This is a genomic window from Burkholderia lata (genome assembly GCF_902499025.1).
In the GTDB taxonomy this organism is placed as follows: domain Bacteria; phylum Pseudomonadota; class Gammaproteobacteria; order Burkholderiales; family Burkholderiaceae; genus Burkholderia; species Burkholderia lata_C.
The window spans coordinates 130365-146501 of record NZ_CABVPW010000014.1; the positions used below are offsets into that span (position 1 = coordinate 130365).

Genomic DNA, 16137 nt, shown 5'->3' on the forward strand with positions numbered 1-16137 from the left:
TGGAGGCGGGATGACTCGAAGGCCTGATTCGATTTTATATCACATTGTGATGTATTCAAGCGTACAGACCCTGAATGGCACGTAACCGCGCGGCGATGCCATCACCCGCCGCGGCACGCGACGTGCACCGCTACCCGACGTTCATCGGCAGCAGCACCATCTGCTTGCCCTCGACGTGCAGGCGCGCCTGCAGCTCGACGGGTGTCTGGTTGTGCAACCAGGCCGTGAGGAAATTCACGCGCCGGAAGATCAGCTTGCTCGCGAAGCACACCGAGTTCGGATACTCGTCGAGCGTCGACGACGCGAGGTTCATGAATTCGACGACGGGATTCGTGCCGAACGCGATCCGGTAGTCGGCCGCGATCCCGTTGCGGCGGCAGTGCGCGACATAGTAGTCGAGCGATTCGGTGATCGCGTGGCGCAGCCGTTCGAGATGTTCGTGACCGTCGTACGCCTTCGCGTCGACTTCGCCGACCGCGAGGAAGATCACGTTGCGGAAGTGGCCGGGGAACAGCCGGTTGACCCACAGCAGCGCGTGCATGCTCGCGCCGCGATGCTTGCCGACCAGCAGCACGGCGGTCGGTTGCGACGGGTCGGGCTTGCCCGGCGCGGTGGCCTCGTCGATTGCGGGCGCCTTGCCCGAGAACAGCTCGTCCTCCTTGGCGAGCTGCGCGCGCGTATAGGCGTAGTGGCGGTTGATCATGAAGCACAGCGCGATCACCGCGCTCGTCACGAGCACCGTGAGCCAGCCGCCGGCGGTGAACTTCTCGATCAGCGTGATCACGAGCACGGTCGCCGTCACGCTCAGCCCGAGCGCCGACAGGAAGAAGTGCTTGAACCAGCCCTGCTGGCTGCGATGATGCCACCAGTACGTGCACAGCCCGAGCAGCGACATGCTGAACGTGAGGAACACGTTGATGCTGTATAGCACGACGAGCACGTCGACGTTGCCGTGCGTCCACAACAGGATCAGCAGGCTCGACAGCCCGACGACGATGATGCCGTTCTGCCGCACGAGGCGCCCCGACAGGTCGCGGAAATGGCGCGGCACCCACGAATCCGACGCCATGTTCGACAGCACGGCCGGGCCGTCGAGGAAGCCCGTCTGCGCGCCGACCAGCAGCAGCCCGGCCTCGAACGCGAGCACGGCCGCGAGCAATGCGTGGCGCGCGAACGCCGAACCGAGCCCGAGATGGTCGATCACGCTGCCGAACACGACCGCGTTGAGCGTCTCGCCGTCGACGGGCTTCGCGTGCCACAGCATGTACAGCAGGATGATGCCGCCGGCCGTGAACGCGAGCGACGTCGACATGTACCACATCGTCACCTTCCCGTTCGGCACGCGCGGATCGGCGAGCATGTTCACGTTGTTCGACACGGCCTCGAGGCCCGTATAGGTACCGCCGCCGAGCGAGAACGCGCGCATCAGCAGCGCGAGCAGCACGAACAGCCCGAGCGACTGCGACATGCCGTGCGCTTCGTGCACGGCGTCGGGCACCACCATCGCGAGGCTGCTGCCGTGCACGGCGACGCCATACACGATCAGCCCGAAGTGCAGGATCACGAAGCCGATGAAGATCGGCAGCAGCACCATGATCGATTCGCGCATCCCGCGGAAGTTGAGCCCCGTCATCATCAGGATCAGCACGATCTCGGTCGTGAGCTTGAACGCCTGCGCGCTGACCGGCAGCAGGCTGAAGAACGCGTCGACCCCGCTCGCGAGCGACGTCGCGACGGTCAGCACGTAGTCGACCAGCAGCGCCGCGCCGGATACCAGCCCCGGCTTCGACCCGAGCAGCGCCGTCGCGACGCGGTAGCCGCCGCCGCCGGTCGGGAACAGCTCGATCACCTGGTTGTAGCCGAGCGCGATGATGAACACGGTCGCCGCGGTCGCGAGTGCGAGGAACAGCGCGAGCGCATGGTGCTGGCCGAGCGCGAGAAACGCCTCCTCCGGGCCGTAACACGACGACGACAGCCCGTCGGCGCCGAGCCCGACCCAGGCCAGCAGCGGCGTCACGGCAATCGCATGCCGCGTGCGCGGATCGAGCGGGTCGAGCGGTTTTCCGACGAGCAACTGCCACACTTTCTGGAATGCGGTCATGACTCCTCCGGAACGCCCGACGCATCGGCGCAACTGTTCTAAAAGTAAATGAGTTCCGGGACAACTTCCAGTCGGCGTATTCCATAAGGCGGCGTCGCGCACGGCCGGATTGCTTTCAGCACGCCGACACGTTTCAGACAGTCGGGCTACAGCCCCACAGGTCGGACATGACAGTGCGGCCGCGGCACGCGCGTGTTGCCCGCGGCGGCGGCACGGTCGATCGGCATGCAACAGGACGAGCTTGCGCGGCAACGCGAGCTGCCATCCGATCGATGCGCGTCGGGAAGGCTACCGTCGCGCTACGACTCGGCGGCCCGTGCAACGCGTCAGCCGGCCTCGCCCAACGCGCGGGCGAGCAGGCGCGACACGCCGACGAAGGCCGGATGCGGTGCGGTGATCACGAAGGTCGGAATCTTCGCGAGATAACCGGCAAAGCGCCCCTTCGCCTCGAAGCGGGCACGAAACGGCGACGCATCGAACCATGCACCGAGGCGCGGCACGACGCCCCCTCCGATATGAATGCCGCCGGTCGCGCCGAGGGTCAGAGCCAGATTGCCCGCGAACGTGCCGAGCATGCCGCAGAAGCACTCCAGGGTCGCCACGCTGCGTGCGTCGCCGTCGAGCGCACGATCGATGATGGCTGCCGTATCGGTCGCGTCGGCCTCGGGCGTGTCGTCGCCGTCGCGCGCCGCGAGCGCCGCGTGAATCACCGCGATGCCGGGGCCCGAGACCAGCCGCTCGAACGATACGTGCGGCCAACGCACCCGCGCGTAGTGCAGCACGTCGGCCTCGCGTGCGTCGGCAGGCGCAAACGACACATGCCCGCCCTCGCCGGACAACGGCACCCATGTGTCGCCCGCGCGCACGAGTGCCGAGACGCCCAGCCCCGTTCCGGCGCCGAGCACGCCGATCGTACCCGCGGGCGCCGCGTGCCCACCGCCGACCTGCCGCCGTTGTCCCGCGGACAGATGCGGCACGGCCATCGCCAGCGCCGCGAAGTCGTTGAAGACGCGTAGCGTTTCGAATCCGAGCGCGCGGCGCGTCGCGTCGATCGAGAAGCGCCAGTCATGATTAGTCATGCTGACCATGTCGCCGTCCACGGGATTGGCGATCGCGATCGCCGCGTCGCGCACCCGCACGCCCCCCGCGTCGCGCAGGAACGCGCGCACCGCGTCGTCCACACCGGCATGGGCGCCGCATCGATAGACGCGCACGTCGCCGATCCCGCCGAGCGCGGTCTCCAGCGCGAAGCGCGCATGCGTGCCGCCGATGTCCGCCAGCAAGCGGGGTTCGCCGGCGCGCACGCCGCACGGCGCAACCGGATGGCCATTCATGGTCGCTTCGCTCATCGTATCTCCCGAAATGTCATTCGTCTGTCGATCGCAACGGTCATGGCACCTCCACGCCGCGCGCCGCGCTCAGCAGCTCGAACCAGTGCTCGCGCCCGAGCGTGATACGGGTTGCCTCGACCGCTTCGCGCAGCGCCGCGATCCGGCCCGACCCGACGATCGGTAGCGGCCGGCACGGCAGCGCGAGCAGCCACGCGAACAGCACCGTCGTCGCGGACACGCCATGCGCGTCGCCGATCCGCGCCGCGGTCGCGCGCACGCGCGTCGCGACGGGCGATGCATCGGTCAACAGGCGTCCGCCCGCGAGCGGCGACCACAGCATCGGCGGACAGCGCCAGCGCTGCGCCTGGTCGAACGTGCCGTCGTCGAGCGGCGCGAGATGCAGCAGCGAACATTCGACCTGGTTCGTCGCGAGCGACATCCCGTGCGCCGCCATCCGGTCCTGCAGCAACGCTGCCTGCGCGGCCGTAAAGTTCGATATCCCGAATTCGCTCACCTTTCCGTCGCGCCGGAGCGCGGCAAAGGTCGTCGCGACTTCGTCGGCATCCATCAGCGGATCGGGCCGATGCAGCAGCAGCAAGTCGAGCCGGTCGGTGCGCAGCGCGCGCAACGACTGCTCGACCGACGCGATGACATGCGCGGCCCGCGTGTCGTAGTGCTTGATCCCGTGCGCGGGCCGGCGCGCGGAGACGAGCCGGATCCCGCACTTCGTGATGATCCGCATCCGTTCGCGCAGGTGTGGCGCATCGGCCAGCACGTCGCCAAACAGGCCCTCGGCCGTATAGTCGCCGTAGATGTCCGCATGGTCGAAGCTCGTCACGCCGAGTTCCAGCGCTGCCTCGATCAGCGCACGACGCTCGCGGACCGACAACGCCCAGTCGCCGATCCGCCACATCCCGAACACGATGCGCGAGAACGGCGCGGCGTCGGCCCCCATCGATATCGTCGTACAAGGTTCCGTCATCGCGCTCACCACCACCATTCGACCTGCGCGCCGACCGTCGAACCCGTACGCGACGTGCCGAAAATCCCCGTCGTCGACAGCGGATCCCCGGGCGCCGCCGCATCCTGCGCGGCCTGGTTCCAGCGTGCATACGTGTAGAACACGCGGAATTCGGGCCGCGACCAGAACGAGCGGTCCATCGCGAGCGTCAGCGCGACGCTCGCCTTCAGCAGCGTGCGCGTCGGGCCGCCGGACGGCGTCACGCGATCGTGTCCGAGGTCGCCCTGCAGCTTGATGTGCTGCGTGAACGCATACACCGGCCGCACGCCCATCGATACCCAGGTCTGCGACCCGCCCGACGGCGCGATGTCGCGCTGGTAGATGCCGACCACCTGTCCGCCGAAGTCGCGCGTCACCTGCCAGTCGAACGCGTCGAGCACGCGCAGGCTCTTGTAGCGGTTGTCGTTGGTCAGCGTTCCCGTGTAGCCGAGGCCCGTGCCCGGACCGACGCCGTACTGGAACGCGAGCTTGTTCTTGCCGCCGAGCAGGTTGGTCTGCACGTGCTGGACCGTGAACGACCAGCCGCTATGCGCGTCCTGCAGCATGCCGCCCGCATTCAGCACCGGCGCGCGGGCCGGGATGTAAGACAGCCCGAACTGCAGTTCGCCGCCGGGGTTCGGGCGCACGCCCGACAGTTGCAGGTCGTGGCGCGTCGCGTAGTTGGGCTGGTCGATGTAGTCTTCGCGGAACAGCGCATAGCTGAGTTTCAGGCCGCCGCCGATCGGCACGTTCTCGACGCCCGCGCCGAGGCCGCTCGGGTTCCAGTAGTAGAAGTCGTTCATGTGAACGTCGTTGCGCCGGTAGTAGATGCGCCCGAACCAGATCCGCATGTCGTCGAGCCCCGGAAAGTTCGTGAGCTGCACGTACGACTGCGGCAGGCGAATCCTTCCGTGATTGCCGTCGAAGGTCGGCGTGCGGTCGAGATCGTTGACGAGGCTCGCCATGCCGACTGCCGACAGTTGCATGCCGTTCGAAAACTTGTACAGCGTCTGGTCGATCTCCAGTTCGCTGTAGATCTGGCACTCGTTGCCGAGCCGGTATTTGCTCTGTGCGCCCGGCAACTGGAAGCAGGCCTGCGAATGGCCGTCGCTCGTACCGACGCCGGCCCGCAGATAGCCATGGAACTGCGTCCACGGCGTCAGCTGGTTCCAGGCCGACGACGGCGTCGGCGTCGCCACGTTGGTGGCACTCGTGTCGGCCGGCACGACGCCGGTGGCCTGCGAGAGGCCGCCCGGCGCGCTGTCCGCGGCGACCGTCGTCGTCGGGTCCGGCGCCGCATGCAGCGCGGCCGACGCGACGGCCAGCGAGAACGCGGCGGCAAGCCGCGTGAGCCTGAACGGGGTGCGTGCGGGGCCGCGCACGGCGCAGCCTGCTTCGTCGATCATGAACGTGTCTCCAAACGTTGTCAGTGCGCCGCGTGCGATGCGCGGCGTCATCGAATAGGTGTGTGTGCTGCGTCGTCCGCGATGTTGCCGACCGGCCGGCGCGCTGGACGATCCGCGCGCCGGCCCCGTGCGAACTCAGCCTGCGACTTCAGCTCGCGAGTCGAGATCGAGCACCGGCGGCACGTCGGCGGCCGCCGGTCCCGGCGCATGAATGCGGATCGGCTCGCCCGCGGCCGCGCTCGCATAGATCGCGTCGAGAATTTCCATCACGATCAGCCCTTCCTCGCCGGGGGCGGGATGCGGGACGTCGCACAGAATCGCTTCCGCGTAGTCGTACATCGCCGAATGCGCGCCTTCCGCGGGCGGATTCAGGCGCATGTCGAATTGCGCGCCGTTCTGCTCGATGAACACGTGCGCATCGAACGTGTAGCCCTCGTTCAGGTTCTTCTGCAGCAGCCCGGCACGCGTGCCGAGGAGGCGGGTTTCCATCAGCTCCGCCTCCTGGATGTTGGTTGCCCATGACGCCTCGAGCGCGAGCGTCGCGCCGTTGTCGAACCGGATCAGCGCGGCCGCGAGATCCTCGACGTCGAACGTCTTGCCCGCGCGGGCGGCCAGTTCGCGCGCGATCGGATCGTAGGTGCTGCCCATCACCCACACGGGCTTCGGATAGCCCATCAGCCACAGCGCGAGATCGAGGCGATGCACGCCGAGATCGATCAGCGGCCCGCCGCCCGCCAGCGCCTTCGTGCCGAACCAGCCACCAAAACCGGGCATCCCGCGGCGGCGATGCCAGACCGTCCGTCCGAAATAGAAATCGCCGAACAGACCGCTTTCGACCTGCGCCTTCAGCGCGCGCGACTGAGCACTGAAGCGGTACGAGAAATTGATCATCAGCCGCTTGCCGGCGCGCTGCGCGGCGATCAGCATCTCGCGCCCCTCGTCCGCGTTCAGCGCCATCGGCTTCTCGCACAGCACGTGGCAGCCGGCGTCGAACGCGGCGAGCGTCAGCTCGCGATGGAATTTGTTCGGCGTGCACACGCTGACGATGTCGAGCTTCCCGGCTGCCAGCATCGCGTCGGCCGACGCGTAGCGTGCGTCGATGCCGAACGTGTCGCCTACCTTCGCGAGCCGCTTCTCGTCGGGATCGGCAATCGCGACCACGTCGACATCGGGATGCTCGCGCCAGCCTTCGATATGCTTGCGGCCGATCCCGAGCCCGATCACGCCGACGCGCAGGCGCCGGCCGCGTGCGATCGCCGCCGCTTCCGGCAGCTCGACCTTGTAATCGTCGTTCATGCAAGGTCTCCTGCGCTTTGCTGGATGCCGACGTGCGCAAACTGCTTGCTCTTCTCGCTGAGCGTCTCGAGCGGCGGCGAATTCGGGCAACGGTCGGCGAGGGTCACGCGCGGTGCGGCCCACTGCACCGCGTTCGCGATCACGCGCTGCACGTTTCGGTCGTGATAGGTCGGGTAGGCTTCGTGCCCGGGGCGGAAATAGAAGATCCGGCCGTGGCCGCGTTCCCAGCAGCAGCCCGAACGGAACACTTCGCCGCCCTCGAACCACGAGATGAACACGGTGCTGTCCGGCTGCGGGATGTCGAAGCGCTCGCCGTACATCTCCTCGTGCGGCAGTTCGAAATACTCGCCGAGGCCGGCCGCGATCGGATGCGACGGTTCCACGACCCACAGCCGCTCCTTCTCGGCCGCTTCGCGCCACTTCAGCGAACAGTTCGTGCCGAGCAGGCGGCGGAAGATCTTCGAGAAGTGCCCCGAATGCAGCACGATCAGGCCCATCCCTTCGAGCACGCGTCGCTGCACGCGCTCGACGATCTCGTCGGAGACTTTCGCGTGCGCCTTGTGCCCCCACCAGATCAGCACATCGCACGCGGCGAGCCGCGCTTCGCTGAGTCCGTGCTCGGGCTGGTCGAGCGTCGCGGTGCCGATCTCGAGCGGCAACGCGCCGTGTCCGAGCGCCGGCGTCTCGGCGAGCGCCATGGCGATCACCTGGTGCAAGCCGTCGGGGTAGATCGCGCGGACTCCCGCGTTTTCCCGTTCGTGCTCGAACTCGTTCCACACGATCACTGAAAGCTTCTTGTTTAGCATGACTATCCTTTATCGATGAGTTGGCGCCAATTCGACAGCGGCCATGCGCCGTGGCCGCCTGAAACCTGTGGCTGGATTCGCCGTGTGCCGCTCAGGCGACCGCGAGCGCCGGCGCGGCAGGCTCGCGCGGCGTACGTGCCGCCGCGCGGCCGTCCGGATGAAACAGGTGCAACGCGTCGGCCGGCAGATCGACGCGCAGGCGGTCACCCATCCGCACGTCGCCGGCATCGGTCTTCGCAACGATCGGCTGGCCGCACAGCGGTGTGTCGAGATACAGATAGGTGTGTTCGCCCATCTGCTCGACGTGCGCGACCTGACCCGTCACGGCACCGGTGCCAACCCGCACGTGTTCGGGGCGGATGCCGAGCGTCACGCCGGTGCCCGCCTCGAGGCCGTCGCCGGACACGCTGGCGTCGAGCGGGTAGTTGCGTGCCAGCGCGCGAACCTCGGTACTGCCCGCCGCCGCAACGCTTGCCGGCAGGAAGTTCATCGCGGGCGAACCGATGAAACCGGCGACGAACTGGCTCGCCGGACGGTGATACAGATCGAGCGGCGTGCCGATCTGGGCGATGCTCGGGATCCCGTTGCGTCCTTCGAGCGGCCGCAGCAGCACGATCTTGTCGGCGAGCGTCATCGCCTCGACCTGGTCGTGTGTCACGTAGATCATGCTGGTGCTGTCGAGGCTGCGGTGCAGCTTCGCGATCTCGACGCGCGTCTTCACGCGCAGCGCCGCATCGAGGTTCGACAGCGGTTCGTCGAACAGGAACACTTTCGGCTTCCGGACGATCGCGCGACCGATCGCGACGCGCTGCCGCTGGCCGCCCGACAGTGCGCCGGGTTTGCGTTCGAGCAGCTCGCCGAGGCGCAGCGACTCGGACGCGAGCCGCACCCGCCGGTCGATCTCGTCCTTCGGCAAGCGGAGATGACGCAGGCCGAACGCCATGTTTTCGTAGACGGACATGTGCGGATAGAGCGCATAGCTCTGGAACACCATCGCGATGTCGCGCTGCGCGGGCGCGAACGTGTTGACACAGCGGCCATCGATCCACACGTCGCCCGCGCTTTGTTCCTCGAGGCCGGCGACGATACGCAGCAGTGTCGACTTGCCGCAGCCCGACGGGCCGATGAATACGCAGAACTCGCCCGGCTCGATCGTGAGATTCACGTCGCTGAGAATGGGGGCCGTGCCGAACTGCTTGTGGAGGCCATTCAACTTGATCTGACTCATGTTTTCCCTCTAGATCCTAATCGGGTCGATACGCGTCAACCCTTGACCGCGCCGGCGGTCAGGCCGGAGACGATGTGCCGCTGAAACATCAGCACCAGCAGCACGAGCGGCACCGTGACGATGACCGACGCCGCCATGATGGTTCCCCATGGCAATTCATAGCTGCTCGCGCCCGAGATCATCGTGATCGCGACGGGTACCGTGCGCTGCTCCGACGAGATCGTGAAGGTCAGCGCGAACAGGAACTCGTTCCATGCCGACACGAACGCGAGCAGCGACGTCGCCGCCAGCGCCGGCCGCAGCAGCGGCAGGAAGATCCGGAAGATCAGCGTGAACACGCCGACGCCGTCGACCAGCGCCGCCTCCTCCAGCTCGCGCGGCAACTCGCGCATGAACGTGACGAGAATCCAGATCGTGAACGGCAGCGTGAAGATCAGATCGGACAGCACCAGCGCGCCGAGGTGGTCGTACAGGCCGAGCGCGCGGACCAGCTCGAACAGGCCCGACAGGATCGCGACCTGCGGAAACATCGACACGCCGAGAATGCACATCATCAGCACCCCGCGCCCGCGGAACGACACGCGGCCGAGCGCATACGCGGCGAGCACCGACACCGCGAGCGACAGCGCGACCGCGCCGCCCGCGACGAGCGCCGAGTTCAGCAGGTACGCGCCGAACGGCTGGTCGCGAAACAGCTGGCGATAGTTGTCGAGCGACGGGCTCGCCGGGAAGAGGGAGGTATCGAACAACGCGTCGCCGTGCTTGATCGACGTGCCGATCATGTAGATGAACGGGAACAGCGCGATCACCAGCACGAGTGCCGACAGCAGCCCGTGAATCGCGATGTCGAGCGGATGCTTCTTCATGTCACGCCTCCTGCATCCGGCGGCGGCTGACCGCCATGTAGCCGATGGTGAACAGCACGATCGTGGCGAACAGCAGCATCGCCGACGCCGAACCGAACCCGACCTGCTGGAAATCGATCAACTGTTCGCGCACATAGACCGACATGCTTTTCGTGATCCGGCTGTTCGACGTCATCACGTAGATCAGGTCGAACACGCGCAACGCGTCGAGCGAGCGGAAGATCATCGCGACCAGCACGCCGGGCAGGATAAGCGGCAGCGTCACCGACCGAAACACGCGCCAGCGCGGCACGCCGTCGACGCGCGCGGCCTCGTAGCAATCGCGCGGCACGGTCTGCAGCGCGGCGAGCATCAGCAGCGCCATGAACGGCGTGGTCTTCCACACGTCGACGAGCACGATGGTCGGGAATACGAGCTGCGCATCGGCGGTGAACGCGAGCGGCTCATGGATCGCGCCGATCGACATCAGCATCGCGTTGACGATCCCGAACTGGTCGTTGAGCATCCAGCTCCAGATCTTCGCCGAGACGACGGTCGGGATCGCCCACGGCACGAGCACGGCCGCACGCAGCAGCGTACGCAGCCGCGACGGCACGTCGAGCAGCAGCGCGACGCCGAGGCCGGTGCTCGTCTCGAGCACCACCGACACGACGGCGAACAGAACGGTATTGCCGACCGCCTGCCACCAGGCCGGATCGCGCAGCACGCCCGCTGCGCCGAGATAGTTGTCGAGGCCGACGAAATGACGCTGCGACAAGTCGGACAGCTGCGCGTCGGTCAGGCTGAACCACGCGGTGCGCAGCAGCGGCCAGCCGGCGATGGCCGCCAGCGCGAGCAGTGCAGGCGTCACCAGCAGCCACGCCTGGCGTCGACGCGCGTGGGCGAGCCCGGCCCGGGACCGGGCGGGCACCTGCACGAATGCAGGAGTACTATCTATCTCGATGCTTCCGGTTCTCATTCGATGTCTCCTGTCAGGCCGGCACGCTACAAAGGCCGGCCCGATCGATCAAGTGCGCGCCGCGGCGCTCAGTGCCAGTTGCCGCCCGGCGCGAGCCGCTTGAGCGAGCCGGCGAGCCGTGCGAGCGCACCCGATGCGGTGTCGCTGCCGGCGAGCACGTCGTGCGCAGCGTTCCAGAACTGGTTGCTGACCTGGTTGTACTTCGCGCCGGTCACGGTCGACGGCCGTGCGACCGCCGTGCTGAAGGTCGGCAGCAGGTCGGCCATGAACGGATTGGCCTGCAGGATGTCCTTGTCCCGATAGAGCGCCGGAAGCGTCGGGTTGTACGACCCCTGGATCGCACGCATCTTCTGCACTTCCGCGCTCGCCAGGTACATCACGAGATCGGCGGCCAGTTTCGGGTTCGGCGAGTAGCGCGACACGGCGAGCTGCCATCCGCCCAGCGTGGCGGCCGGGCGGCCGTCGGCGCCGCCCTTCGGCAGCGGCGCAATGCCGACCTTGCCCTTGATCGGACTGCCCGTACGATTCGCGATCGCCCACGCGTAGGGCCAATTGCGCATGAACACGGCATTGCCGGCCTGGAACACGCCGCGGGCCTCTTCTTCGCCGTAGTTCAGCACGGCCTTCGGGCTGATCGTGCCGACCCATTTCGCCGACTGCTCGAGCGCCTTGATCGCGCCCGGGTTGTCGATCGTCACGCGCCCCTGGTCGTCGACCACCGTGCCGCCGTTGTAGCTGCTGACCCATTCGAGCGCATCGCAGGTCAGCCCTTCGTACGCGCGCCCCTGCCACACGTAGCCCCAGACCTTTTCGTTGCCGGCGCTGCGCTCGCCCGACTGGATCTTGCGCGCGGTGGCGTCGAGTTCGTCCCACGTTGCGGGCACTTTCACGCGATACTTGTCGAGCAGGTCCTTGCGGTAGTAAAGGAGCCCCGTATCGATGAACCACGGCATCGCGACCAGCTTGCCGTTCACCGTATCGTTCGCGACGATGCTCGGGAACGACTGGCTTTCGAGCCCTTTGCTGTACGGCTTCAGGTCGATCAGGTGATTCGCGAGGATGCCCGGCCAGACCGTATCGATCTGCATCACGTCGATCTTGTCCGAACCGCTACCGAGCAACTGCTGATAGAGCGCCAGCGTCTCGCTCGAGTTATTCGGCATGCTGATGAACTCGACCTCGTTGCCGGTCTTCTCGGCCCAGCGCTTCGCCGAGACCTGGCAGATGTCCTGGTCGACGCCGGCTGCGCCACATGCGATCCGCAGCGTCGTCGCGCCGGCCGTGGCGGCCGTCATCGCGAGCGCCATCGTCAGCAAACCTGCCTTGAGCTTCGTCATTCGGTGTCTCCAGTTTTTTTCGAATCGTTCGAATCGCGCGCCGCGGTGTCGCGAGCGCGTCGCCGGGTGCCGTGGGTCTATGAGACTCCAGTCCGGTTAATCGAAAATTTCGGAAACGCGGCGCGCCATTAACAATCGAAACAATCGCCGTCGCGCGTCAGGCCAGCAGCGCGGCGAGTGCCGCCAGATCGAACGGCTTCGGCACGAACGGCAGGTCCGCGCGCCAGTCGGGATGGGTCTGATGAATCTCGGGCGGCAAGCCCGAGGTGAGCACCACGCGCTGCGCCGGCCAGCGCTCGGCGAGCCGCGCGGCGAACGCGATACCGCTGCCGCCCGCGCCGAGCGAGATGTCCGACAGCACGAGCGTGACGGGGCCGTGCTCGGCCAGCCAGCGGAATGCCGCGTCGCCGGTCGCCACCGCGTCGGCCCGCGCGCCGAGCGCCGCGAACTGGCTGAGCGCCGTGTCGCGCACCTCGGGATCGTCGTCCACCACGAGCACGCGAGCACCGGCCCGTCCGGCAACGGGCGCGGCCGCGACGACGGCCGGCGCGCCGCGCCGTTCGGGCGGCGCGCACTCGGGCAGCCACAGTTCGACACGCGTTCCCTGGCCGACCTCGCTGTGGATGCGCAGATCGCCGCCGCTCTGGCGCACGAAGCCGTAGACGCTGCTGAGCCCGAGGCCGCTCCCCTCGCCGGCCGCCTTGGTCGTGAAGAACGGCTCGATCACCTTGTCGAGCAGCACCGGCGCGATTCCGCAGCCCGTGTCGGTGACACTCAACACGATCGCATGCGGCGCAGCGGCACCGTCCGCCGCCGGTTCGCGGCGCGCGGCCAGCGCCAGCGTCCCGCCGTCCGGCATCGCGGCGGCGCTGTTGAGCGTGAGGTTGAGAATCGCGTTCTCGAGCTGGCCGCGGTCGACGTTCACCCACATCGTGTCGGCGGCGGGCTCCAGCACGACGGCCACGCGCTGGCCCGCCGAGTATTCGACGAGATCGAGCATCTCCGCGAGCATCGCCCTGACCGACACGCGTTCGGCCTGCAGCGGCTGGCGCCGCGCGAACGCGAGCAGCCGCCGCGTGAGCCTCGACGCGCGTTCGGCCGCGCGGCGCGCCCGCTCGGCCATCGTCTGCGCGTCCTGCTGCCCGTCGAGCCGCGGCAGCAGCAGCTCCAGGTTGCCGAGTATCGCGACGAGGAAGTTGTTGAAATCGTGCGCGACGCCGCCGGTCAGCTGGCCGAGCACGTCCATCTTCTGCGCCTGGCGCAACTCCGCCTCGACCGCGCGCCGGCTCGTCAGGTCGCGGCAGACCGCCACCCATCCACCGTCCGGAAGCGGCTGGCAGTGGAATTCGAGGGTCCGGTGGTCGCGCAGGTGCAGCTCGGCCGATGCGGCGATGCGCGCGCCGTCCGACGTTTGGGTCGCGGTCTCGCGCGACACCTGGCGCCAGCGCGCGGGCTGATGCATGGCCTGCCGCAGCGTCGCGAGCGACAGGCCCGCATGCAGCGCGCCCGGGTCGATCCCGAGCAGCGTCGCGAAGGTCGGATTCCACGCGATCAAGCTGCCGTGCGTGTCGTGGACGGACACCCCGTCGTTCATCGAGTTGAGCACCGACTCCTGCAGGCGGCGCTGCGACTCGAGCCCCTGGGTCAGTTGCTCCTTCTCGATCAGGTTGGTGCGGAACACCTCGAACGCACGCGCCAGCTCGCCGATTTCGTCCGGCCGATGCGTCGACGGCATCTGGTCGGACGTGATCCCTTTCGCGAGTCGCGTCATCACGCGCGTCATCGCCTGCAGCTTGTGCAGGATGCGGCTCGCATACGCGACGCCGAGCAGCGCCACGGCGACGCCCGCGACAGCCAGCAGCAACAGGCCCGACTGGCTGGAGACCGCGACCTTGCGCACCTTGTCGCTGCGCTCGCTGGCGATCTGCCGCAACCGCTCGACGTAGCGCGCCGACTTGCCGCTCAGGTGATCCGCGTGGCCGCGCAGGAGCGTGACGAGATAGCCCGTCTGCGCTTCGCTCGACAAAAACTCGCGGCGCACCGCGAACGCGTTGCGCGCGCCGCCATCGAGGCGCTGCAGCGCGTCGGCAAGCGCCGGCTGGCGACGGTCTTCGCCGCGTTCACGCACGCGCAGCCACAGCGCCTCGTTGTCGCTTTCCGCGCTACCGAGCTCCGCTGCGTTCGCCGCCTGCAGCGCACCGGCCGTGCGTGCCCAGATCTCGAGCAGCGTCGGCGCGCGCTGCGCGATCACGCTCTTGTCGCGCGCGATGCTGTCGCCGATGCGGTCGTTCGCGACGCGCAGGTCGCTCAACTCCTCCTTGAGCTGCCGCTGCCGGCCCGACACGATCAGCAGCCGGGCGAGATCCTGGTCGATCGCGTCGAGATCGTCGATCACCGCGAGTTGTTCGCCCGCCTTCGCGGCGGGGCCGGGCTGCTTGCCGAAGCCGGGCGACAGCCGCCGGATGTCGCCGAGCAGACCGCGCAGCAGCTCGGTGTCGTTGTGAAGCAAGTCCGGCGAATCGGTCAGCATCATGCTCGGCGCGACCGCGGCGAGCTGCGCGACCTTGTCCGACAACTCGAGCGCGCGGGCAATCTCCGGCACGACGTTCGCTTCATACTCGTCGAGCGCGTTCTGGTTCGCGCGCATGCCGAGCACGCCGACCACCACGACCGCGAGCGTGATGCCGAACAGCAGCAGGAACGTCGCGATCAGCTTGGCCCGGACACTCCAGGGCGGCAACAGCCTGAACGTCGTCCGCATCGCGTCACACGCGCACGACGGGTACCGCGAACACATAGCCGATGCCGCGCTGCGTGCGGATATAGGTCGGCTGCTCGGGGTTCGGCTCGATCTTGCGGCGCAAGCGCAGGATCAGCACGTCGATCGTCCGGTCGTACACGTCGATGCCGAAGCCGCGCGTATGTTCGAGCAACTGGTCGCGGGACCAGACGCGCGACGGCTGCTGCACCATCGCGGCGAGCAACTCGAATTCGCCCTGCGTCAGCGCGCACGGATTGCCGCCGTGCGTCAGCGTCCGCGCGGCGAAATCGAGCGTCCAGCCGTCGAAGCAGAAGCGCGGGCCGCCGCCGTTCGGTGCGGGACGCGGCATCGACAGCTCGGTCGTGCGGCGCAGCTGCGCGCGCACGCGCGCGATCAGCTCGCGCCCGGACACCGGCTTCGTGATGAAATCGTCCGCCGCGGTTTCGAGGCCGAGCACGCGGTCCGTCTCGTCGCCCAGCCCGCTGATCATGATGATCGATACGTCGGACCGGCGTCGCAGCTCGCGCGCCACCGTCAGGCCATCCTCGCCGCGCAGCTTCAGGTCGAGGATGACCAGCGCGTGCGACGCGGCGGCCAGTTGCTGCTGCATCATCGCCGCGCTATCGGCGGTCGATACGTCGAACCCGGCCTCTTCCAGCACGACCCTCAACCAGGCGCGCACTTCCGGATCGTCGTCCAGCACCAGGACCCGATGTTTATCTGACATGCGTGTTCTCCTCCATGCCGGCCACGCTCGGAACGCGCGGCCGTGCCGGATGCGAATGTTGGCCGAAGCCGACCGACTCTGGCAAGTTCCGTCGGATGCCTGCCGCGGAGGAGATCTGCGTCCCTGCATGCGGAACGGGGCGCGCAGATATGAACGGGCGCGCGATTCTAACGCCGCAAAAAATTTGCCGGATACCCGTCGGCACCCGTGAATACCCTGCACGGCGAGCGGTCGCAAAAGGCTCCCCGCATTGCCAATGCGCGGTTACGACTGCCTGCGTCGCACGCGGCATTGCCGCGCCGTTCGCCTGTTTGCCGTCA

11 protein-coding genes and 1 pseudogene are annotated in these 16137 nt (G+C 67.8%); all 12 read right to left on the bottom strand.

Features of this window, described 5'->3' with window-relative positions; genetic code table 11:
* Nucleotides 1-130 precede the first annotated feature (130 nt).
* The 12 genes and pseudogenes from BDI24065_RS16380 to BDI24065_RS16435 all read right to left on the bottom strand — a co-directional run bounded on the left by BDI24065_RS16380 (nt 131) and on the right by BDI24065_RS16435 (nt 15817).
* Complete coding sequence (locus BDI24065_RS16380) at nt 131-2101, bottom strand: APC family permease (RefSeq protein ID WP_175032154.1); 1971 nt, start codon at nt 2099-2101, stop codon at nt 131-133.
* Nucleotides 2102-2442: 341 nt separating this feature from the next.
* A pseudogene (locus BDI24065_RS16385) lies at nt 2443-3435 on the bottom strand (glucokinase); the annotation flags it as partial.
* A gap of 55 nt (nt 3436-3490) precedes the next feature.
* Complete coding sequence (locus tag BDI24065_RS16390; RefSeq protein WP_254609774.1) at nt 3491-4414, bottom strand: aldo/keto reductase; 924 nt, start codon at nt 4412-4414, stop codon at nt 3491-3493.
* A 5-nt stretch (nt 4415-4419) separates the two neighbouring features.
* Entirely contained in the window at nt 4420-5838 is a 1419-nt protein-coding gene (locus tag BDI24065_RS16395) for a maltoporin (RefSeq protein WP_217481820.1), read from the bottom strand.
* 135 nt (nt 5839-5973) lie between these two features.
* The gene (locus BDI24065_RS16400) at nt 5974-7134 is read right to left on the bottom strand and encodes a Gfo/Idh/MocA family protein (RefSeq protein ID WP_175032157.1); all 1161 of its coding nucleotides are present in this window, start codon (nt 7132-7134) and stop codon (nt 5974-5976) included.
* Nucleotides 7131-7940: a ThuA domain-containing protein gene (locus BDI24065_RS16405; protein ID WP_174960689.1), complete on the bottom strand. Its 810-nt coding sequence runs from the start codon at nt 7938-7940 to the stop codon at nt 7131-7133. Before BDI24065_RS16405 ends, BDI24065_RS16400 begins: the two co-directional genes overlap by 4 nt.
* 91 nt (nt 7941-8031) lie before the next feature.
* Nucleotides 8032-9168 carry an ABC transporter ATP-binding protein gene (locus BDI24065_RS16410; protein WP_175032158.1) on the bottom strand — a complete coding sequence of 379 codons (1137 nt, stop codon included), beginning with the start codon at nt 9166-9168 and terminating at the stop codon, nt 8032-8034.
* Between the two features lie 35 nt (nt 9169-9203).
* Entirely contained in the window at nt 9204-10034 is an 831-nt protein-coding gene (locus BDI24065_RS16415) for a carbohydrate ABC transporter permease (protein ID WP_175032159.1), read from the bottom strand.
* Nucleotide 10035: 1 nt separating this feature from the next.
* Nucleotides 10036-10992, bottom strand: coding sequence for a carbohydrate ABC transporter permease (locus tag BDI24065_RS16420; protein WP_175032160.1), 957 nt, complete (start codon nt 10990-10992; stop codon nt 10036-10038).
* A gap of 68 nt (nt 10993-11060) precedes the next feature.
* The gene (locus tag BDI24065_RS16425; RefSeq protein WP_175032161.1) at nt 11061-12329 is read right to left on the bottom strand and encodes an ABC transporter substrate-binding protein; all 1269 of its coding nucleotides are present in this window, start codon (nt 12327-12329) and stop codon (nt 11061-11063) included.
* Nucleotides 12330-12486: 157 nt separating this feature from the next.
* Complete coding sequence (locus BDI24065_RS16430) at nt 12487-15090, bottom strand: ATP-binding protein (protein WP_175032162.1); 2604 nt, start codon at nt 15088-15090, stop codon at nt 12487-12489.
* A gap of 4 nt (nt 15091-15094) precedes the next feature.
* A complete protein-coding gene (locus tag BDI24065_RS16435; RefSeq protein ID WP_175032163.1) occupies nt 15095-15817 on the bottom strand; it encodes a winged helix-turn-helix domain-containing protein in 723 nt (240 codons plus the stop codon).
* Nucleotides 15818-16137: the final 320 nt, after the last annotated feature.

Coding starts and splice junctions, on each gene's coding strand:
- BDI24065_RS16380 (WP_175032154.1), bottom strand. CDS start 2,101: ATGACCGCATTCCAGAAAGTGTGGCAGTTGCTCGTCGGAAAACCGCTC.
- BDI24065_RS16390 (WP_254609774.1), bottom strand. CDS start 4,414: ATGACGGAACCTTGTACGACGATATCGATGGGGGCCGACGCCGCGCCG.
- BDI24065_RS16395 (WP_217481820.1), bottom strand. CDS start 5,838: ATGATCGACGAAGCAGGCTGCGCCGTGCGCGGCCCCGCACGCACCCCG.
- BDI24065_RS16400 (WP_175032157.1), bottom strand. CDS start 7,134: ATGAACGACGATTACAAGGTCGAGCTGCCGGAAGCGGCGGCGATCGCA.
- BDI24065_RS16405 (WP_174960689.1), bottom strand. CDS start 7,940: ATGCTAAACAAGAAGCTTTCAGTGATCGTGTGGAACGAGTTCGAGCAC.
- BDI24065_RS16410 (WP_175032158.1), bottom strand. CDS start 9,168: ATGAGTCAGATCAAGTTGAATGGCCTCCACAAGCAGTTCGGCACGGCC.
- BDI24065_RS16415 (WP_175032159.1), bottom strand. CDS start 10,034: ATGAAGAAGCATCCGCTCGACATCGCGATTCACGGGCTGCTGTCGGCA.
- BDI24065_RS16420 (WP_175032160.1), bottom strand. CDS start 10,992: ATGAGAACCGGAAGCATCGAGATAGATAGTACTCCTGCATTCGTGCAG.
- BDI24065_RS16425 (WP_175032161.1), bottom strand. CDS start 12,329: ATGACGAAGCTCAAGGCAGGTTTGCTGACGATGGCGCTCGCGATGACG.
- BDI24065_RS16430 (WP_175032162.1), bottom strand. CDS start 15,090: ATGCGGACGACGTTCAGGCTGTTGCCGCCCTGGAGTGTCCGGGCCAAG.
- BDI24065_RS16435 (WP_175032163.1), bottom strand. CDS start 15,817: ATGTCAGATAAACATCGGGTCCTGGTGCTGGACGACGATCCGGAAGTG.